The 19578-nt window shown below is 63.5% G+C and carries 24 protein-coding genes; 16 read left to right on the top strand and 8 right to left on the bottom strand.

Annotated features, from left to right (window positions below; all coding sequences use genetic code 11):
* Positions 1-101: 101 nt before the first annotated feature.
* A complete protein-coding gene (locus ACOOGG_RS17370; RefSeq protein WP_420437353.1) occupies positions 102-764 on the top strand; it encodes a nitroreductase family protein in 663 nt (220 codons plus the stop codon).
* Positions 764-1243 (top strand): nuclear transport factor 2 family protein, encoded by a 480-nt coding sequence (locus ACOOGG_RS17375; protein ID WP_420437355.1) that lies wholly within the window; start codon positions 764-766, stop codon positions 1241-1243. The genes ACOOGG_RS17370 and ACOOGG_RS17375 overlap by 1 nt, the downstream gene beginning before the upstream one ends.
* A 73-nt stretch (positions 1244-1316) precedes the next feature.
* Here the strand turns inward: ACOOGG_RS17375 and ACOOGG_RS17380 are convergent, their stop codons facing one another.
* Positions 1317-2252: an NIPSNAP family protein gene (locus tag ACOOGG_RS17380; protein WP_420437357.1), complete on the bottom strand. Its 936-nt coding sequence runs from the start codon at positions 2250-2252 to the stop codon at positions 1317-1319.
* A gap of 130 nt (positions 2253-2382) precedes the next feature.
* Here ACOOGG_RS17380 and ACOOGG_RS17385 point away from each other — a divergent pair, with 130 nt between their 5' ends.
* The gene (locus ACOOGG_RS17385; protein ID WP_420437359.1) at positions 2383-3255 is read left to right on the top strand and encodes a metallophosphoesterase family protein; all 873 of its coding nucleotides are present in this window, start codon (positions 2383-2385) and stop codon (positions 3253-3255) included.
* 59 nt (positions 3256-3314) lie between these two features.
* Here the strand turns inward: ACOOGG_RS17385 and ACOOGG_RS17390 are convergent, their stop codons facing one another.
* Positions 3315-3542 carry a hypothetical protein gene (locus ACOOGG_RS17390; RefSeq protein WP_420437361.1) on the bottom strand — a complete coding sequence of 76 codons (228 nt, stop codon included), beginning with the start codon at positions 3540-3542 and terminating at the stop codon, positions 3315-3317.
* Complete coding sequence (locus ACOOGG_RS17395) at positions 3539-3703, bottom strand: hypothetical protein (protein WP_420437363.1); 165 nt, start codon at positions 3701-3703, stop codon at positions 3539-3541. Before ACOOGG_RS17395 ends, ACOOGG_RS17390 begins: the two co-directional genes overlap by 4 nt.
* A gap of 194 nt (positions 3704-3897) precedes the next feature.
* Between ACOOGG_RS17395 and ACOOGG_RS17400 the strand changes: the two genes are divergently transcribed.
* The 10 genes from ACOOGG_RS17400 to ACOOGG_RS17445 all read left to right on the top strand — a co-directional run bounded on the left by ACOOGG_RS17400 (position 3898) and on the right by ACOOGG_RS17445 (position 11094).
* On the top strand, positions 3898-4791 hold the full coding sequence (locus ACOOGG_RS17400) for an NAD-dependent epimerase/dehydratase family protein (RefSeq protein ID WP_420437365.1): 894 nt from the start codon (positions 3898-3900) through the stop codon (positions 4789-4791).
* Between the two features lie 94 nt (positions 4792-4885).
* Positions 4886-5332, top strand: a complete 447-nt coding sequence (locus ACOOGG_RS17405) for a Fur family transcriptional regulator (RefSeq protein WP_420437367.1) — start codon at positions 4886-4888, stop codon at positions 5330-5332.
* 42 nt (positions 5333-5374) lie between these two features.
* Positions 5375-7558, top strand: coding sequence for a catalase/peroxidase HPI (katG, locus tag ACOOGG_RS17410; protein ID WP_420437369.1), 2184 nt, complete (start codon positions 5375-5377; stop codon positions 7556-7558).
* Between the two features lie 132 nt (positions 7559-7690).
* Positions 7691-7918, top strand: coding sequence for a hypothetical protein (locus ACOOGG_RS17415; protein WP_420437371.1), 228 nt, complete (start codon positions 7691-7693; stop codon positions 7916-7918).
* On the top strand, positions 7908-8264 hold the full coding sequence (locus ACOOGG_RS17420) for a type II toxin-antitoxin system PemK/MazF family toxin (protein ID WP_420437373.1): 357 nt from the start codon (positions 7908-7910) through the stop codon (positions 8262-8264). The genes ACOOGG_RS17415 and ACOOGG_RS17420 overlap by 11 nt, the downstream gene beginning before the upstream one ends.
* Positions 8265-8308: 44 nt before the next feature.
* Positions 8309-8566 (top strand): type II toxin-antitoxin system Phd/YefM family antitoxin, encoded by a 258-nt coding sequence (locus tag ACOOGG_RS17425; protein ID WP_420437375.1) that lies wholly within the window; start codon positions 8309-8311, stop codon positions 8564-8566.
* Positions 8563-8943 carry a type II toxin-antitoxin system VapC family toxin gene (locus ACOOGG_RS17430; protein WP_420437377.1) on the top strand — a complete coding sequence of 127 codons (381 nt, stop codon included), beginning with the start codon at positions 8563-8565 and terminating at the stop codon, positions 8941-8943. The genes ACOOGG_RS17425 and ACOOGG_RS17430 overlap by 4 nt, the downstream gene beginning before the upstream one ends.
* Positions 8944-9081: 138 nt before the next feature.
* Positions 9082-10293, top strand: a complete 1212-nt coding sequence (locus ACOOGG_RS17435) for a cytochrome P450 (RefSeq protein WP_420437379.1) — start codon at positions 9082-9084, stop codon at positions 10291-10293.
* A 139-nt stretch (positions 10294-10432) separates the two neighbouring features.
* Positions 10433-10654 (top strand): AbrB/MazE/SpoVT family DNA-binding domain-containing protein, encoded by a 222-nt coding sequence (locus ACOOGG_RS17440; protein ID WP_420437647.1) that lies wholly within the window; start codon positions 10433-10435, stop codon positions 10652-10654.
* Positions 10654-11094 carry a hypothetical protein gene (locus ACOOGG_RS17445; RefSeq protein ID WP_420437381.1) on the top strand — a complete coding sequence of 147 codons (441 nt, stop codon included), beginning with the start codon at positions 10654-10656 and terminating at the stop codon, positions 11092-11094. The genes ACOOGG_RS17440 and ACOOGG_RS17445 overlap by 1 nt, the downstream gene beginning before the upstream one ends.
* Before the next feature lie 62 nt (positions 11095-11156).
* Here ACOOGG_RS17445 and ACOOGG_RS17450 read toward each other — a convergent pair whose 3' ends face one another.
* The 4 genes from ACOOGG_RS17450 to ACOOGG_RS17465 form a co-directional block, all read right to left on the bottom strand.
* Entirely contained in the window at positions 11157-11468 is a 312-nt protein-coding gene (locus tag ACOOGG_RS17450) for a hypothetical protein (protein ID WP_420437383.1), read from the bottom strand.
* Positions 11366-11647: a Rieske 2Fe-2S domain-containing protein gene (locus ACOOGG_RS17455; RefSeq protein WP_420437385.1), complete on the bottom strand. Its 282-nt coding sequence runs from the start codon at positions 11645-11647 to the stop codon at positions 11366-11368. Before ACOOGG_RS17455 ends, ACOOGG_RS17450 begins: the two co-directional genes overlap by 103 nt.
* A gap of 120 nt (positions 11648-11767) precedes the next feature.
* A complete protein-coding gene (locus ACOOGG_RS17460; RefSeq protein ID WP_420437387.1) occupies positions 11768-14053 on the bottom strand; it encodes an arylsulfatase in 2286 nt (761 codons plus the stop codon).
* 28 nt (positions 14054-14081) lie between these two features.
* On the bottom strand, positions 14082-14969 hold the full coding sequence (locus tag ACOOGG_RS17465; RefSeq protein WP_420437389.1) for a TauD/TfdA dioxygenase family protein: 888 nt from the start codon (positions 14967-14969) through the stop codon (positions 14082-14084).
* A gap of 183 nt (positions 14970-15152) precedes the next feature.
* Here ACOOGG_RS17465 and ACOOGG_RS17470 point away from each other — a divergent pair, with 183 nt between their 5' ends.
* The 3 genes from ACOOGG_RS17470 to ACOOGG_RS17480 are packed head-to-tail and all read left to right on the top strand — an operon-like array spanning position 15153 to position 18134.
* Positions 15153-16340 (top strand): acyl-CoA dehydrogenase family protein, encoded by a 1188-nt coding sequence (locus ACOOGG_RS17470; protein ID WP_420437391.1) that lies wholly within the window; start codon positions 15153-15155, stop codon positions 16338-16340.
* A 19-nt stretch (positions 16341-16359) separates the two neighbouring features.
* Positions 16360-17241 carry an alpha/beta fold hydrolase gene (locus tag ACOOGG_RS17475; protein ID WP_420437393.1) on the top strand — a complete coding sequence of 294 codons (882 nt, stop codon included), beginning with the start codon at positions 16360-16362 and terminating at the stop codon, positions 17239-17241.
* Entirely contained in the window at positions 17238-18134 is an 897-nt protein-coding gene (locus tag ACOOGG_RS17480; RefSeq protein ID WP_420437395.1) for a VOC family protein, read from the top strand. Before ACOOGG_RS17475 ends, ACOOGG_RS17480 begins: the two co-directional genes overlap by 4 nt.
* 60 nt (positions 18135-18194) lie before the next feature.
* Here ACOOGG_RS17480 and ACOOGG_RS17485 read toward each other — a convergent pair whose 3' ends face one another.
* Positions 18195-19565, bottom strand: coding sequence for an amidohydrolase family protein (locus ACOOGG_RS17485; RefSeq protein ID WP_420437397.1), 1371 nt, complete (start codon positions 19563-19565; stop codon positions 18195-18197).
* Positions 19566-19578 lie beyond the last annotated feature (13 nt).

The following is a 19578-nucleotide window of genomic DNA, read 5'->3' on the forward strand; positions in this document are numbered from 1 at the left end:
TGGGACCTATTCGCACTTCATACCTAGCGATCTTCACATCATCATGGCGGTGGCCCAGCGCGGGCAGATGGAATCGGGTTGGCCACCACTAGGGTGGCGAGATGGCTAGAAATGATGTGGACCTGCTCGACCTGTCCCTTGACGAGTTGCTTACGACGACGCGGACGGTGCGCAAGCGGCTCGACCTGACTCGGCCGGTGCCGAGGGCGCTGATCACAGAGTGCCTCGAGATCGCGGTGCAGGCGCCGAACGGATCGAACCAACAACGATGGAACTGGCACGTCGTCGACGAACCGGACCTGCGGGCTGAGGTCGCCGAGGTCTACCGGAGTGGAATGAGCGGCCATCAGGCCGATCCGAACCGGGCCACCCGTGATATCGACTACAGCACCGAGGAGCAACAACGGATCGCCTCTTCGGTGGCCTACCTCCGCGACCACCTGCACAAGGTGCCGGCGTTGTTGATCCCGACCGTCGGAGGTCGGATGGACGAAGCCGACATCTTCCTCCAAGCCAGTGTGTGGGGGTCGATCCTGCCCGCGGTCTGGAACTTCATGCTGGCACTGCGGGCCCGGGGGCTCGGAAGTGCATGGACGACGATCCACTTGCACAAAGAAGCCGAGATGGCCGAGCTTCTAGGCATCGACGCCGCCAAGCACACCCAGGTCGGCCTGTTCCCGATCGCCTACACAGTGGGTACAGAATTTGGAGCGGGAGCGCGCCAGGACCTGGCCGACCTGATCCGCTGGAACGGAGCGGGCTGATGCCGAACTACACCGATACCGAAGAGCGCAACCTCAGCGTCGTTCGCCAGTTCCTCGGCGAGGAGAACGGTCCGGCCGACAAGTCTGAACTCTTCGCCGAGGACGCCGTCTGGTGGAACGGGCTACCGCTCATTCCCGGGGCGGAAGGCGTTACCGAGCACAAGGGCCGCGAGGCGCTCCGCAACATATTGCCCTCCCAGTCGAAGGCTCCGCCGAGGCCCGGCGGCGACAAGTACGACTTGGCCACGATGGCCATCAGCGACGTCGTCATGCTGGCCGACGGCGACTACGTCGTCCGGCAACAGACTTTCTCCGCTACGACCCTGCGGGGCCAGGACTACAGCAACGTCTACTGTTTTGTGTTCCGATTCAACGACCGGGGCGAGATCGCCTACCTCACCGAGCACTGGAATACCTGGCACGCCTACAACGTGCTCTTTAATAATTTCGACATGGAGCCCGCCCACCCTGAAGGCTGACCTGGCTCTTCGTCTACAACGCGGAGTTGGACGCCTTCGTTCCCCGCTGACCAGTGCCAGCAGGCGTTGGTGTTCAGACAGCGCGGTGGAAGCGTCGAGAGCCGCCCTGCACCAAGGCCATGGCATCTTTGACAAAGGCTGTCCATTGCGGGTCGGCAATGGTTGTTGCCCGGAGGTCGCAGTAGGCGGCAAGGGAGTCGATCTGCCAAGTGGAGTGGACCTCGGCCTCGAGATAGCCCTGATCGACTGTGCGCCAGCGATTCAGGAGGGGGCAGCCGCCCTCGACCATGAATGCGTCATAGCAGCGTTCAAGCAACTCGACGTAGGTGTCGGCGTCGGCCACCGGGGTGCGGGCGGTGATGGTGTACAGCACCGGGGAGGTGTCCGGCGGAGGGGCGGGTGGCGACTGGTTCTCGACCGGTGAGAGCTCGAACGGGCAGGTGAAGATCTTCAGCGAGCCCAGGCTTATGCCGAGGCTGTCGAAGCCCTCCACACTCGAGCAGGCCTTGCCCTCCTGTGTGCCAAGGTGGCGCTTTAGCTGGGCCATGTCGGTGAAGGCCTGCTCCCAGATATGGGTCCAGGCCCGGCCCTTGGCCGACACCCAACCCACGTCGTCGGCGCCGAAGATGGACGCCGCCATCTCCTGGGGCTGCGCCGCGAGGGCTTCGATTGCTGCTGCGTCGGCGTCGGTGCTGGCGTTCAACAGCAGCACCCGGCGGATTCCGCCTCGCACCACCTGAGTGGCGTCGGGCGTTGTGTAGCGCGTCGCGTAGGTGTTGTCGGTGATGCACTCGGGGCTGTCGGGCATCACGTAATTGTCAATGGCCCCGATGTGGTAGGGGTGCACCATGTAGGGCCCGGAGTAGCTTGCCTCATCGACGAAGGTGTTCTCCCACAGCACCGTGCGCGAGTCGAGATCGATGCCGGCAGAGGAGTCCAACAGGCCCGGTATGAAACGATCGGCGGCGCCCAACACGGCGATCATCTCTTGTACCTTCGCGTCAGGCACCCCGGGCATTATTGGCAAGACGTAAAACCGTCGGATCATGCTCGTCACGGGGCTCGAACTTACTCGGCCGCTAGCCGGTGCTGGAAAAACGATAGTGGTGCAGCCTTGGCGAGTTTGGAAGACTCAGGACGTGTTTCGTGTCACTCAGTTTTCGGATATGCACTTCTGTACCGAGCCGGAGGGGGAGCCGCGCAATACCGATGACTCATGGGATGCGGTTTTCGACGAGGCATTCGATTCGGGCCGGCCCACTCCGGATCTGGTGGTGATCACCGGAGACATCGCTCACAACGGCACCGAGGACGAATACCAGAAGACCGCTGGGAAGCTTGCCCGTCTGCCGGTGCCTGCGGTGGTGTGTCCAGGCAATCACGACCGGCAGGTGCCCTTCGATGCCATTTTGCCCCGCCCGGGGGTGGGCAACGGGCGTACTCTGCGGGTCGGGAGCTGGCTGTTTCTGTTTGCCGACTCCAATGCAGAAGGTCGGGATCTGCGCCCAGACGGGTCTCTGGTTGATCGCGAGGATCGGACCCATAAGCACGGGCGCTTCGGCGATGCTGAAGTGGCGTGGATGGCCGAGACCGTCGAGCAGAGCGACGCGGAGCATGCCTTCGTCTGGACCCACCATCCCCCGGGGGCGTTCGGCTTCTTCCACATGGCCGACCATGACGCTGAGTTCGCCCGACTCATTGACATGGCCCCGGCGATCCGTGGGATCGGAGCTGGCCATACCCACACCAACACGACTTTGGAGATTGCCGGTCGTCCCATCCACCAGTGCCCGTCACTGTCCGTCAATATCGACCTTGAGAATTTCACCACGATGCCGCCCGGTTACCGCACCTACCAGTTTCCTGAAGACGGGTCGGTCACCAGCGAGGCCCACTTGGTGGGCGAAGACCGTTGGCCCAGAAGCCCGCTGTCCGAAGTCACCCAGCGCATGCTCCGCGGCGAGATCAGCTTCGAGGAGATGATGGACCAGCTAGCCGCTGAACGGGCCTAAATGCTGGCGGGGTGGCCAACAGGACCCGCCGGTAGGGCAAGGACCGCTGGCACCTTTCCCTATCCTTTACAGATCTTGGCGATGGTCTGAGGCGAGGCATCGGCTACCGCGGCGATGTCGCGCAGCGACGCCCCGTTCGTTTGGGCGAGGCGGATCGCGGTGGCCCACTGCGATGCGATGTCTTCCTTCTGGCGAGTGAGGCGTTGGACGACACTCAAGGCGGCGTCCTCAGCACTCTTGGAGACCTCGACTTCAGAGAGATCCCAGCGCGATTTCACAGTACTCATCTCGCCTCCTCAATTGCTCGCAAGATTTTGGCGATAACGTCGCGAAGGATGATGGCCGCGACCAGTTCATCGCTCCGGCGCTCAAGGATCTCGACAACACCACCTAGCGCCTCAAGGGCATGGGCTAGCTCTGCTTCGTCGAGATCCAGAGTTATCAGCACGCCCTTAGTCTAGCAAATGGACAAAATGTCTAGCGAGCGATCACACTGGTCGCGCCCTGGAACGTACTGGACCGCGAGCAGGTGCTGAAGAAACGGCGGAACGTGCTCTGCTTGTAGAGTCAACGGAAACCTACCGTCGAGCCGCGGCGATGGCACTTACGCTTGCGTTGCCGACCAGACCGTGAGGAGCAATTGTGGAGTTGAAGAACAAGACCATCGTGGTGACAGGGCCGACGGGGATGGTGGGGCCGCCGTTGTGCAAGACCTTGGCGGCTGACAATCGGGTGCTCGCGCTGGCTCGGTTCTCGGATGCCAATGCTCGGGCCGATCTTGAGGCTGGGGGAGTGGAGTGCATCGCCGTGGACTTCGTCGAAGCTGATTTCTCGGCGGTTCCCCGGGAAGTGGATGTGGTGGTGAACTTGGCGGTGATCAAGACCGGCGACTGGAAAACCGATCTGGCCGTGTGTTCCGAGGCCACCGGCCATTTGATGAGCCATTTCCGCGACGCCGAGGCGTTTTTGCACTGCTCGTCCGGTGCGGTCTATCAGCCCAACGGCGGCCAGCCGTTCACCGAGGACAGCCCTCACGGCAACCACCACGCCCACATGATGCCGACTTATTCTATCTGCAAGATCGCGGGGGAGTCGGTGGCCCGGTTCGGGGCTCAGGAATTCAACCTGCCTACGGTGATCGCCCGGCTCAACGTGCCCTATGGCGACACCACCGGCTGGCCCTTCTTCCATCTTCTGATGATGAGGGCGGGCATGGACATCGAAGTCCACACCGACGGCGCCCGCTACAACCTCGTCCACGACGAGGACATCGCCGCCGACCTGCCGGTATTGCTCGACCAGGCTTCGGTACCGGCCACCACGCTGAACTGGGCCAGCCCCGGACTGGTGTCAGTGGCCGAATGGTGCGCGTTCATGGCCGAGATAGACGGCTGCGACCCGCCCAAGATCGTGGAGTCAGATACCGCCATTCCCAGCACCGTCATGGACACCAGCCGCATTGAGGCCCTGCGGCCCGACCGCCTGGTGAACTGGAAAGACGGGATCCGCCGCCTCGTCGAGAACCACCCGGCCTGACTGGATTTCCCCGAGATTCGGGTACGGGACAAATAAAGTAATCAGAGTTAAACAAATATTGGACTAAGTCCAAACTTGTCGTTATGATGGCCCCATGCCGTCGAGCGACACCCCCGCCCCCGCTGACCTCTTGCGCCAGCACGGCCTCCAAGTCACTGCCCAGAGGATTGCCGTCATCCGTGCCGTTTCGGCCTGTCCCCACGGTACGGTGGATGACGTGGCCGAGGTGGTCCACAACGACATTGGCGCCATATCCCGCCAGGCGGTGTATGACTCGGTGGGGATGCTGGCCGAAAAGGGCCTGATCCGAAGGATCCAGCCCGCGGGGTCGCCAGCCCGCTATGAGGACCGGGTGGGCGACAACCACCACCACTTGATCTGCCGCTCATGCAATCGGATGGTCGACGTCGACTGCGCGGTGGGCTACACCCCGTGTCTCACCGCAGCCGACGACTCCGGATACGAGATCGACGAGGCCGAGGTCATCTACTGGGGCCGCTGTCCCGAGTGCTTCGCCGCCGACAGCGAGCCGGCCGTCTGATGAGCCAACCAACAACCAAGCAACAACTCAAAGGAGAGTCCTATGACTGAGAGCACCAGCCAGTGCCCGTTTTCGGGCGCCAACACCGCCAAGGGCACATCGGCCACCGAGCAGTGGTGGCCCGAGCAGCTGAATCTGAAGATCCTGCACCAGCATTCCCCTGAAGCCGATCCGATGGGGGACGGCTTCGACTACGCCGCAGAGTTCGAAACACTCGATCTGGCGGCGGTGAAACAGGACATCGCCGACGTGCTGACCGACTCCAAGGACTGGTGGCCCGCCGACTACGGCCACTACGGCCCGCTGATGATCCGGCTCACCTGGCACGCGGCAGGCACCTACCGGATCGGCGACGGCCGGGGCGGTGGCGGCACCGGCGCCCAGCGATTCGCCCCCCTGAACAGCTGGCCCGACAACGCCAGCTTGGACAAGGCCCGCCGGCTGCTGTGGCCCGTCAAACAGAAGTACGGCCGCAGGCTCTCCTGGGCCGACCTGTTGATCCTGGCCGGCAACGTGGCCCTCGAGTCGATGGGCCTTGAGACCTTCGGATTCGGCGGTGGCCGCCCCGACATCTGGGCCCCGGAGGAGGACATCTACTGGGGTTCGGAGAACGAGTGGCTCGGCGACGAGCGCTACACGGGAGAACGCGACCTGGAGACCCCGCTGGGCGCAGTGCAGATGGGCCTCATCTACGTCAATCCCGAGGGCCCCAACGCCAATCCCGATCCCATTGCCGCCGGAATCGATATCCGGGAGACCTTCGCCCGAATGGCCATGGACGACGAGGAGACCGTGGCGCTGATCGCCGGCGGCCACACCTTCGGCAAGGCTCACGGAGCCGCCCCCGACACCTACGTCGGTGATGATCCCGAAGCAGCCAGCATCGAAGAGCAGGGCTTGGGCTGGAGGAACACCTTCGGAACCGGCGTGGGCGGCGATGCCATCACCAGTGGCCTCGAAGGAGCATGGACCAACGACCCCGCGGTATGGGACAACGGTTTCTTCGACAACCTGTTCGGCTACGAGTGGGAGCTGACCCAGAGCCCTGCCGGTGCCCACCAGTGGCGCCCGACCGACCGGGCCGCCGATGACACCGTTCCCGATGCCCATGATCCATCTGTGCGGTGCGCGCCGATGATGCTGACCACCGACCTGGCTCTGCGGTTCGACCCGATCTACGAGCCCATTTCCCGCCGCTTCCACGAGAACCCCGACGAGCTGGCCGACGCCTTCGCCCGGGCCTGGTTCAAGCTCACCCACCGCGACATGGGTCCGGTGGCCCGCTACCTCGGCCCCGAGGTCCCCGACGAGGAGCTGATATGGCAAGACCCGGTTCCCGCGCCGGTAGGCGATCTGGTGGGCGACGCCGAGGTAGCCGACCTCAAGGGCCGAATCCTCGGTTCTGGGCTGTCGGTTTCCCAGCTGGTCTCCACCGCCTGGGCTTCGGCCTCCACGTTCCGGGGCACCGACATGCGAGGCGGGGCCAACGGCGCCCGTATCCGGCTTGCCCCGCAGAGCGGCTGGGATGTGAACCTCCAAGCGGGCGTGGCTGACGTGGTAGCCGTCCTCGAGCAGATCCAAGCCGACTTCAACGCCCAAGGTGGCCCGCAGGTATCACTGGCCGATTTGATTGTCCTCGGCGGATGCGCCGCAGTGGAGAAAGCAGCCAGCGATGCCGGCCACAACGTGTCAGTTCGGTTCTCGCCGGGCCGCACTGACGCCTCCCAGGATCAGACCGACGTCGAGAGCTTCGCCGTGCTCGAGCCCACCGCCGACGGCTTCCGCAACTACTTGGCCGACTTCCACAAGCGTCCCGCCGAGGAGCTACTGGTGGAAAAGGCGTTCCTGCTCAATCTGACCGCGCCGGAGATGACTGTGCTGGTGGGCGGCATGCGGGCGCTGGATGCCAACGCCGGCCAGTCCCAACACGGTGTGTTCACCGACCGGCCGGGCACCCTCACCAATGACTTCTTCACCAACCTGTTGAGCATGGAAACCGAGTGGCGGGTTTCCACTGATCATGCCGGGGTATACGAAGGGCACGACCGGGCCACCGGCGAACTCCGCTGGACCGCGACGGCCGCCGACCTGGTGTTCGGCTCCAACTCCCAGCTCCGGGCCATAGCCGAGGTGTACGGCTGCGACGACGGCGAGGCGAAGTTCGTCAACGATTTCGCCTCAGCCTGGGCCAAGGTCATGAACCTGGATCGGTTCGACCTGACCTGAGCCCAGTGATGGCCAGCCGGCCAGCGGGATCCCCCTCTCCCGCTGGCCGGCCGCCTTCGTAGACTTACTGGATAGAAGCCTGTTGGGTAGCCGTGATAGTCTACTTTTATAGCGCCTTCAAAGACGACAACATTGCGGGTCCCGAGCGAGTTGCGGGATGAGATCGCCTGGATCGCTGAGCAGCGAGGCACGTCCATGGTTGACGTCGTTGCCGACGCGGTACATCGGCTTGGCCGTGACGAGTGGTGGTCGTCGGTCCGGGATGCGCTTGATGATCTGGCCCCGTCGGAGGTTGACGCCTACCAGATGGAGAGCAGGCGGTTGGATGCTGCCGCAATAGACGGTTTGGATGAACTCTGAGGGGCGGTTCGCTCGGGGTGATGTGTGGTCGGTGGATTTCGGCGCCGACCCTGAGCATCCTGAGCAGGCCTTTCGCCGTCCAGCGCTGATTGTCTCCGACGACCGGCTGCACCATCCAAATCTGAAGATGGTGATCGTGGTGCCGGGCACATCGACGATTCGCTCGGTGCCGCTGCATGTCGTGGTTGAACCCGATGTTGGCACTGGGCTTGTTGCCGCCACTGCGTTCCAAGTCGAACAGGTCCGGGCAGTGTCGACTCATCGTTTCGTGGAACGGCTGGGTCGGCTCGATCCTGTGCGCTTGCGGGCTATAGACGAGATCCTGCGAAACGCACTCAGCCTGTGATGACGGATGTTGAGGTTGGTAGTGCTCTTAGCTAAGCTAAGACTATGACTACCCGGGTGGTAAACACTCATGAAGCGAAGTCGCGGCTTTCGGAGCTGATCCGCGAGGCCGAGGCGGGTGTTGAGGTGATCGTGGCCCGAAATGGCCATCCTGTCGCCAAGATCATTCCCTGGCACTCCGACCGTCCGGTACGAGTGGCTGGTTCATGGGCTGGCCGGGTTGGCTACCGCGGCGATGTGGTCGGCTCCGATGCAGAGATCGCGGCCATGTTCGAGGAGTCGGCCGAGGCAGACGTGCCGTGAGGATCTTGGTGGACAGCCACGTAGCCCTCTGGTGGCTCGAAGGCAGTGACTCCCTGGGGTCGCAGTGCCGGCAATTGATCGATCAGGCCGATGAGGTGTACTTCTCGGCGGTCACTCCGTGGGAGCTTGGGATCAAGCGGGCACTCGGGAAGCTGACCATGCCCGATGGACTTGTCGCTGCGCTCCAGTCAGGGGGTTTTGTTCCGCTTGCCATTTCAGCGGAACACGCCGAGCATGCCCCGGCGCTTCCCGCCCACCATCAAGACCCCTTCGACCGGATGCTCGTTGCGCAGGCTCGACTAGAGGCGTTGGCTCTTGTGACTGCTGACCAAGCCTTGGGTTCTTATGATGTTGAAATCGTCGACGCCCGACGCTGACGTTCTTTCCCAGCGTCGTCGCGGGGCTGGGCGTGGCGCCTTTGAGTTGACGACGGCGAGGCGAAGTTCGTCAACGACTCCTCGGCAGGCCGGGTCAAGGTAATGAACCTGGATCGCTTCGATCTGTAAGGTTGGCCTGTGGCCGCCATCGAACCGGACATTCTGTCCACCGCATTTGCCGAAGACCCCAATGCCGTCTTGGCGGTGATGCGTGAGGAATACCCTGTCGTGTATCACGAGGCCACCGAGGCATGGCTGATCTGTCGCTACGACGACGTCGAGAGGGCCTTCAAGGACAAGACCTTCACCAACAAGAACTATGAGTGGCAGCTCGAGCCGGTCCACGGACGGACGATCCTCCAGATGGAGGGGCGCGACCACTCCGCCCACCGAAATCTGATCGCTCCCGCCTTTCGGGGCAGCGAGTTGACGGCAAAGTTCGTCCCGGTCATCGCGGCCAATGCCCGCGACCTCATCGACGGCTTCCGCACCGACGGCAAGGTCGACCTGGTCGACCAGTTCTCGATCCGCTTCCCGATCAATGTGATCGTCGACATGCTGGGGTTGGACAAGTCGGATCACGAGCGATTCCAGAAGTGGTACCACTCGATCATGATGTTCCTCAGCAACCTCACTGGCGACGAGGAAGTCATGGCCCAAGGGCTCCAGACCAAAGACGAGCTCCAGGCCTATTTGATGCCGATCATCGCCGAGAGGCGTGCCAATCCCGGCGACGACCTCCTCAGCACGCTATGCACCGCGGTTATCGACGGCGAGCAGATGACTGATTTAGAGATCAAGGCGTTTGTATCACTCCTTTTGGTGGCCGGGGGAGAGACCACCGACAAGGCCATGGCCAACATGATGATGAACCTGATCGCCAACCCAGATCAGCTGGAGGCCGTTGGCAACGACCGCAGCCTCATCGACAATGCATTCGCCGAGACGCTGCGGCACTCGCCACCGGTGCAGATGATCATGCGCCAGCCTGAAGTGGACGTGGAGATGCACGGCGTGACCATCCCGGCCGGCTCCACGGTGACCTGCCTCATCGCCGGGGCCAACCGCGATCCCCGCCGCTACGACGATCCCGACCAATTCGACATTTTCCGTGAGGACCTTGACGTGTCCAAAGCGTTCTCGGGGGCCGCCAACCACACCGGATTTTGCTTGGGCCGGCATTTCTGTATCGGGGCCATGCTGGCCAAGACCGAGGTCGACATCGCCACCAACCAACTGCTGGATGCCATGGACAATGTCGCGTTCGACGGCCTCCTACCCACGCCAGAAGGCGTGTTTACCCGGGCCCCCAAAACCATGCCGCTCACCTTCACCCCCACCGGCAAGTAGCCCCGACGATCGCGAGTCCCCAGAGTAGGTTGCCGAATCCTGCGTCCCCGTCGCTGCAAGTCGGACGGTTTACAAGGGACATGTGTGCTTGTACTTTGTAGCTTTGTAAACTAGGCGTGTGACAGTAGCGAGCTATCGAGTGTCGGGGAGGGGTCAGATGGCGCTGCCAGCTGAGACCCGCCGTCGATGGAATCTGTTCGACGGGGGCGAGGTGGAGATCGCGGACCTCGGTGATGCATTGGTCATCGTCCCCGCAGGCCGGGGGGGACTGCGGGCACTTCTCCAGGGGGCTATCCACGACGCCGGGGGGTACGCACTGCTCGCTGATCGGGTTGCAGCCGGTGATCCTGATCTGGCGTGATGGGCACCGTCCTGGTTGACGACCATGTATTGCTAAGGATCCTCCTGGACGACGAGCCCGACGAGTTGCGACCACTAGGGGCTGGGTTAGCAACCACTGGATTGTGGTACCACCGATTGTGTCGAGCCCTGGCGGATCAGACCGTTGTGGGATCGATGTCGCGTCGACTCGGCAGCGGGGACTCGGCTATGGCTGCCGACGTCATTGCCGCGGTTGTCGACCTACCTGACAACATCGAACTGCTTACGCTGCGCACGCTGGGGTGGCCGATGGCTGAACTCGTTAGAAGCGGTATACGCCTCAACCTGTTGTCGTTGGAAGCACTGGCGGCCGCCCGTTACCTAGAGGCTGAGATCTGCCTTGCTGCCGCCGATCAGAACCGACCGCTCTTGGAGGCAGCCCAGGTGCTGAGCATTCCAATTCGCCAGTTGGCCAGCTGATTTAGACGTTCTTGCCCAGAGTTGTCGCGGGGCTAGGGGTGTCGCCTTGGAGTTGACGTCGATCAGGCGTCGAGGTCGGAGTAGAACTGGCGCGCCCACGAGCGGAACTCACGGATGACCCGTTGGTCTGCGGTGAGAAGGGGCTTGGTTTGGTAGCGCTTGTTCTCCCAGATGGCGAAGTCCTGAGTTGTGCCCTTCGTGAAGCCCTCTCCCAGCGTCTTGGCGGCATCGTCGCCCATCGAGCGAGGCATGGTGAACCACCAGGTCATCTTCACGTTCTCCTCATCAATCGGCAGGAGGGACGTAACGGCTCGTACCGTGTCGCCGACGGATACGTGGGTGCATCCGAGCCCGTAGTTCTCGACCGTGAACACGTCGTTTCCGTTCCGTCGCCGTCCACCTTGCCACCCGCGCCGATGTGCGCACCCATATGGGGACAGTAGGCGTCGATCAGCCGAGCCTCGCCGCTCTCGGTCCGGTACAGCACGAGGTCCTTGCCGAACGCATAGAAGCTCTTGATCTCCCCTACAGCGAGCACTCGGGACTCGTCCACGACGAACCATCAGTTCGGGACCGGGAAGGGAAAGCGCTTCTCACCGGTCCCTTCCCGACGAACACGGAGACGACGGCTCTAGTTGGTGAGATCCTCGTGGGTCCCCCTCCGACATCACTGCTATTCCGTTCGTCTTCCTGCGCTACGCATCAGCTGTATGAGTTCGGCCGGGTCGTAGGGTGCCGGGGGGCCAGGTAGGTAGGTAACCGCTTCGATGACGCCGGGGTAGGCGAAGGCGCCGTGGGTCTCAAACGTCGACCACAGGACAGGAGAGCGGCGATCGATGCCGACGTCGATGCCTTGGAATGGAGCAAAGCCCATCAGCATCTCTACTCCGTCGAGGGTTGCCTGCGGGCGGCCGTCCACGCTTATCGTGAAATTCCAGGTGTAGGGCTCGCCACAACGAGCCGCGATGTGGATCTGGTGCTGGCCCGGGTCCAAGAGGTTCGCCGCGACGATCTTTTCGATGCCGTACTCGTTATATCCAAAATGCACGATGCCATGCTCGATGTACACCACGTATCCGCCTCCCTGGTCACCGTGGGCGACGAGGACACCGTCGGCGTCTTGGTGCACGATGTCGATTTCGATGTCGAAGTCCCGGAGTGCGACGAGCTTCTGGGACCGGTAGCGCTCGAGTGACGGTGTGCCCGCCAGGAGACGGACGGGTTCGTTGAGCGAGGCTTCATCGGGTCGGCGCAACACTTGGAGAAGCCCGAGGCCGTCGTCGAGCGGGAACACCTGGTTGTTCCAGGCGGTGCGTTCCCAGGCATCGGCGAGTTCCGCGATGACTTCTGGGTACTGGGCGGCGACGTCGTTGACCTCGGTGGGGTCAGTGGTGATGTTGTAGAGCTCCCACTCTGTGTCGTCATACGCGGCCCCACGCTGGTGGAGCGTGACGAGTTTCCATCCATTGCGGTAGAAGCTTCGATTGCCGAAGCACTCCGAGTATTGCTCCAGGTGGGTGCTTTCGTTGGCTCCATGGGTGATGGCGGAGGCGAAGCTGGCGCCGTCGAGGTCCTTTGGCGTCTCGACCTGAGCGAGTTCGAGGATTGTCGGGAGGAGGTCGGTGACGTACTGGTACTGGCGATGGATCGTGCCGGCGCGGTCGAGTCCGATGCCCTTTGGCCACGAAACGATCATGGGCACCCGCACGCCGCCAGCGTGGGTACAGGACTTGTAGAGCCGAAACGGCGTGTTAGACGCCATCCCCCATCCGCGGGGGTAGTGCACCATCGCTTGAGGACCGCCGATGAGATCGGGATCGCGCTCGATGTCGAAGTCGCGTCCAAACCCTGCTGGGTTTCCGAATTGGCGGTAGTAGCTCCGCGTTCCCTGCGCCCCGCCCTCTCGGGTCGCGCCGTTGTCGGAGGTGAACAAGACGACCGTGTTGTCCAGGTCGCCCAGCGCTTCGACTGCAGCCAAGAGGCGGGCGAGGTTCTGGTCGACGTTGTCGACCATCGCGGCGTAGACCTCCATGTACCTTGCGTACCTGTCCTGAGCCTCAGCGGGGAGGGTGGCCCAAGCCTCAACCTCGTAGCCAGGCTCGTGGTTGCGCGGCGGTAGCGCCGTGCCCTTGTCGAACAAGCCCAGCTCGATCTGATTTGCGAATCGGCGTGCTCGGACCTCATCCCACCCCTGCTGGTAACGGCCCCGATGCGTGGCGATGTCGTTCGCCTTGGCCTGGAGCGGTCCGTGGACCGCCCCGTGGGCCAGGTACAGAAAGTAAGGGCGGGTCGAGTCGTGGGATCGCAGCGATTTGAGATAGGAGATCGCCTCATCGGTGATGTCGTCGGTGAAGTAGTAGCCGTCGGGGTACGTGTCGACCGCCACCGGTGAGTTGTCGCGCACGAGCCGATGGGGATGGTGCATGTTGGTCCAGCCCTCCAGCACGCCGTAGAACCGGTCGTAGCCGACCTGTAGCGGCCACGAATTGCGGGGAGCGCCGTCGTGCATCGCCCCGTCGCGAGTCAAGTGCCACTTGCCGACGGCGAAGGTGGCGTACCCCGCGTTGCGAAGGAGGTGGGGGAGCGTGTCGATCGAGGGATCGATCTCCATCGTCCAACCCGGAAAGCCCGGGTCGAAGTTGGCGACTCCGGCGAACCCGGCCCGGTGCGGGTTCATCCCAGTGTGGATGGACGCACGAGACGGTGAGCACAGCGGGGCGGTGTGATAGTTGGTGAAGCGCAGGCCCCCGGCGCTGAGGCGGTCGAGGGTAGGGGTGGAGATCTCCGAGCCGTAGGGGCTGATGTCGGAGAAGCCGAGATCGTCAAGTAGGACGACAATGATGTTGGGGTTGCCCTGAGCGGGCCGAACCGGTTCGGGCCACCATGGGGTCGAATCGCCGGCCAGACGGGCAATGTGGCCGCCGAAGGGCTGCGGCTGGTCCCGATGGTTGTCGTTCATGCTCGTGTGATTGTGTACTCCGGGTTGCTCACGGGCTCCGGGTGCCGACCACGGGAGCACCTGACTCGTCCACCGTCACCGACTCGAAGCCGGTCGGGCCGACGAACGAAGCACCGTCGAGCGTGATGCGCTCCATGACGCGCCGATGGCCCGGCACCACGTCCGCCGGCGCAATGTGGGCCGTCGCCCGGTTGTCCCAGAATGCGATGCTGCCTGGGCGCCAACGGAACCGAACCGTGAACTCTCGGCTGCACACGTGTTCGTTGAGCATTTCGAGCAGATGGCCGCTCTCCTGGCGTGAGAGTTCGACGATGTGGCTTGTGTAGTCGGGGTTCACGTACAGCTGGCGCTCGCCAGTTTCGGGGTGCACGGTCACCACGGGGTGCCGGGCTCGGAGAGGAGTGGCCATGAACTCGCGGGCGAGTTTGTTCGGTTCCCCCTTCACGACGTGCAAGACGTTGTGGTGGACCGCGGTAAGCCCGTCGATGAGCTCCCGGATGGGGGCAGACAGGGTCGCGTACGCCGCCGCGAGATTCGTCCATTCGGTATCGGCACCGAACGGCGGCACGGAAATTGCGCGAAGAATCGACCCCATCGGCGGCGCGGCCGTGTACGACAGGTCGTTGTGCCAGCGGTGCTCGATCTCGTTGGCGTCTGGGTCGTCGCGGTGGTGTTCCTTTTCGATCATCACGATTTCCGGATGCTCCGGGAACCGCGGTGCCAGCGTCGGATGGCCAGAGATCACTGATCCGAAGCCGCGGCCAAACGCCACGTGCTCGTCTCGGGTGAGTTCCTGGTCCCGGAAGAACACGACCTTCCACCGCAAGAGAGCGGCGCGGATGGCGCTAATTGTGGAGTCATCCATCGGTTCGCGGAGATCGACGCCGTGAATCTCCGCACCCGTGTGCTGAGACATCGGAAGAACCTCGACCCGGTCGCCAGCATCGATCGTTCCCTGGGCCTTATTGATCACTTTCATGCAGGGCTGCGTCCCGTCGCAGTAGACGTCGCGATAAGTTACTAGCTTATTCTCATCGACGCCTGCGTGACGCTACTGACCGCCCCTTGACCCATCGTGCTATCCGGAGGACACACACGCATGGCCCATCCCACCATCGAACAGATCGCCGAGCTGGGGCCCTACCTGGCCGACCACTCGAGCCACGCCGATGCACTCGGACGGCTTCCCGACGACACGGGCAAGTTGCTGAAGGAGACCGGAGTCGTTCGGATGTTGCAGCCGCGGGACTTCGGAGGCCTGGAGGCCGATCCCCGCGACTTCCTCAACGCCGTGATGGACATCGGGAACTACTGCCCCTCGGCGGGCTGGACCGCTGGTGTGGTCGGCGTTCACCCCTGGGAGCTGGCCCTCAATGACACTCGGTTGCAAGAGGAGGTCTGGGGTGACGACCCTGACACATGGGTTGCATCGCCGTACGCACCCTCGGGAGTCGCAACGCCGACCGACGGCGGCTTCATCGTCAATGGCCGCTGGTCGTTCTCCTCCGGCACCGATCTCTGCGACTGGATCGTGCTGGGTGCGATGGTCAAGGCGGCCTCCGCCGGACCGGACGATCCGCCCATCGGCAGTCTCCATGTCATGTTGCCTCGCGCCGACTACGAAATCGTCGAGGATTCGTGGAACACGATTGGACTCGAAGGGACCGGGAGCAAAGACGTCATCGTCGATGGCAAGTTCGTGCCCGACTATCGCACACTCGATGTGCGCAAGCTCCTCGACGGTCGCGCCGCCAAGGAGTCGGTCCGCAGCGGCGATCCCCTGTTCAACGTGCCGTGGTCAGCCGTGTTTCCCGGTGGGGTGGCAGCAGGGCTGATCGGAATCGCCGAAGGCGTACTCCAGCGGGGCATTGAATACCAGGCAGGGCGGGTCTCCAACCTAGGGGTCGTGCAGGCCGACGACCCCCATTCTCGGCGGGTGCTCGGCGAGGCGGCCGCCGAAATCGCCAGCGCTCGCATTCAGTTGGTCCACAACATCGGCGAGGCATACGACGCGGTTCGAGCCGGCCACACGATTGGGATCGACCAGCGGGTTGCGCTTCGGCGCGATCAGGTCCGCGCGGCGTGGCGGGCGGCGGAGGCAGCCAACACCGTTTATGACATCTGCGGTGGGAACGCGATCCGTCTCGACAAGCCGGTGCAGCGATTCTGGCGGGGCATGCACGCCGGGCTCCATCACGGCATTTTCCTCCGAGGCCCGCTGCTCGACCTTGCCGGAGGGGTCCTGATGGGCCTGCCGCCCACCGGTCCATCAGCGGTCACCATCTGAGCGCAGAGGTTCTCAGTCCATGAACGCAACGACGCCACCCTTCACCGAAGAGGACACCAGCCGAACGCTACGCACCGAGCACGGTGTCCTGCACTTTCACGAGGTGGGCCATGGTCCGCCGTTGGTCATGCTGCACGGCTCTGGCCCGGGGGCTACCGGCTGGGCCAACTTCGGCGAGAACCTCGCGGCGTTCGCTACCCACTTCCGTTGCCTGGTGCTGGATCTGCCGGGCTTCGGTCGCAGCTACACCCCGCCCACCAATCTTGTACTTCACGGGGCCGAGGCCGTTGCTGCCTTCGTTGACGGGCTCGGCCTGGATTCGTTCTCGCTGCTCGGCAATTCACTCGGGGGAAAGTTCGCCTCTCAGGTGGCGGCGGCTCGCCCCGACCAGGTGCGGCGGCTGGCGACCATCGGCGGGGTCGGACTTCCGCTGTTCAGCCCGTTGCCGTCGGAAGGCATCAGTCGGCTCGTCGACTTCGTTGAGAACCCCACCCGAGAACTGCTCATCGCCTGGATGCGATCGATGGTTTTCGACACCGCCACCCTCACCGAGGAGATGATCGACCGTCGCTGGGAGGCAGCAACCGAGCCCGAGGCGCTCGCCGGTATCCGCCAGATCTACAGCCGGGAAATGCTGTCGTTTCTACGCGACATCATGCTCGACAACACCAACGAGTTCGTGACGCTGCGCGGGATCCAGGCGCCGACGCTGGTCACCTGGGGGCGAGACGACCGGGTCACGCCCCCTGACGGGTTGATCCCCGCAATGCGCCTGATTCGCGACTGCGAAGTTCACATCTTCCCGGACTGTGGGCACTGGACGATGATCGAACGCAAGGACGAGTTTGAGCGGGTCGTGATCGAGTTCCTCACCCGCGATGAGTCGGAGACCACCCTATGAGCACACGAAAGAGCGCTGTCCTGTCCCTCGGGTACGTCCGGCTCGCCAGTCCACACCTGGACGAGTGGCGCAGGTTCGCTACCGACGTGCTCGGCTTCATGCCCACACCCGGCCCCGACGCGACCGCGGCCTATTTCCGATGGGACAACTACCCCTACCGCCTGGTCGTCGCCGAAGCTGACACCGCGGGAGTCGACGCCATCGGGTTCGAAGTCATCGACGACACTGACTTGCACGCCCAGGTCTCTCGCCTCAAGCGGGCGGGTGTCGACGTGAGAGCAGGCTCCGACGAAGAGGCCGCCGCCCGTCTCGTGACCGGTTACGTCTCATTCGAAGATCCCGCCGGCACGCCGCTAGAGCTCTACCACGGCCCTATTCGCAACGACATTCCAGTGGTGACACCCCTTGTTTCGAGCTTCGTGACCGGAGACATGGGCTTCGGACACGCCGTTTTGAAGGTCGATGAACTCGAGCCGGTCCTGAACTTCTACCGAGACGTGCTCGGCTTCCACCTGCGGAACACCTGGCATGTCGGTGCGATATCGATGGCGTTTTTGGGCTGCAACCCGCGTCACCACACGCTGGGATTCAGCGCCGGTCTGCCTCGGACCCATCCGCTTGGGCACATCATGGTCGAAGCGGCGACCATCGATGATGTCGGCATGGCGCAAGACCGCTGCCTCGACCAGGGAGTCCCTGTCCGCATGTGCTTGGGACGTCACACCAACGACGAGATGATCTCTTTCTATTGCCAAGCGCCCGACTCGATGATGGTCGAGTTCGGATGGGGTGGGCTACGGGTCGAGGACCCAGACCATGCCGGCACCTACCAGATCTCCCGCCCGAGCTTTTGGGGTCACCGGCCTTTCCCGACTCCCGCTGACGAGGGCTGACCCAATGCCAACGGTAGGCGCACCCCAGCTGGCCATATGGCGCCGCTGGGTGCGGCTGATTTAGGCGTTCTTGCCCAGAGTTGTGGCGGGGCTGGGGGTGTCGCCTTGGAGTTGACGTCGGCGCTCGAACAGCTCCTCGGCCGCGGCCTGGGCGTTTGCGGCAACTTCTTTGACGTCAACAGAGGCCACCTCGCTATCGGCCACCAGTCGTCGTCCTTGCACCCAGACGTTGGCCACATCGTGGGATGACGCGGTGAACACCAGATGGGCGGCGATGTTGAAGTCGTCGCCGTGCATGACCGGGACGAAGTGGAGCCCGCCCAGGTCCACGGTGACTATGTCGGCGTCCTTGCCGACCTCCAGCGAGCCGGTCACGTCGTCGAGGCCTAGCGCTCGGGCACCCGACAGGGTGGCCATGTCGAGGATGTCCCAGGGGTCTCCGGTGGTGGGGTCGAGGGTGCTCACCTTCTGAAGGAGCGACGCGAACTTCATCTCCTCCAGCATGTCGAGATTGTTGTTCTCCTTCTCCCCGTCGGTGCCCAAAGCCACCGTCATGCCCTGTTCCCGGTAGAAGCCGATCCGGGCCGGACCCGACGACAGCTTCATGTTGGAGCAAGGGCAGTGGGTGACGCTGGTGCCGGTCTGGGCCATCAACTGCACTTCTCGGTCGTCGAGCCACACGCCATGGGCGATCACGCTCTGGCTTCCCAAGATTCCCCGGTTGTAGAACTCCTCGATGGGGCGCCGGCCGAATTGGCGCAGGCACTCCTGCACCTCCCAGATGGACTCCGACGAGTGGGTGTGGATCCCGGTGTCGAACTCCTCGGCCAGCGCGGCCGCTTGCCGGAACATGTCCGGTGAGCAGTAGAAGATGTGCTCTAGGCCCACCCACGTTCGAACCCGGCCATCGGCGGCCGCCAAATGCGTTTCCAACAGCCGCCGATTGGTCTCCAAGGTCTCGAAGTAGTCGTACAGATCGGCGGTGTAGGGAGCCAGCGTGGCCCGAATCCCGATCGCCTCTGCGGCCCGCGCCGAGCCCTCCATGTGCCGCCACATGTCCAATACCGACGTGGTGCCGCCCCGCAGCCCCTCGGTGTAGGCCATCCACGAGGCCGCCTCGGCGATCTCCGGCGTGAGCGCCCGGTGGGCGGGATCAATGTGGTCCTCCAGCCACTCCCACAGCGCTAGCGATTCGGCCGTGCCTCGCAGCAGGCCCGAGTGAAGATGGCAGTTGTGAAAGCCCGGGACCACCGCATGGCCGGTGGCGTCGATCACCTCGACATTCGGCGCGGCGGGGTGCTGGTCGACATCGGCGACCCCGCCGACCAATTCGATCTTGCCATCGATCACCAATACCGATCCCGGATCGAATACGACCTTCGAACCCTCCAACGGGAGCACCGTTCCGCCGCGCAACAAGAAACTGGTCACCGTGCCTGCCTTT

This window comes from Candidatus Poriferisocius sp., assembly GCF_965214065.1.
Classification (GTDB): Bacteria; Actinomycetota; Acidimicrobiia; order Acidimicrobiales; family Bin134; genus Poriferisocius.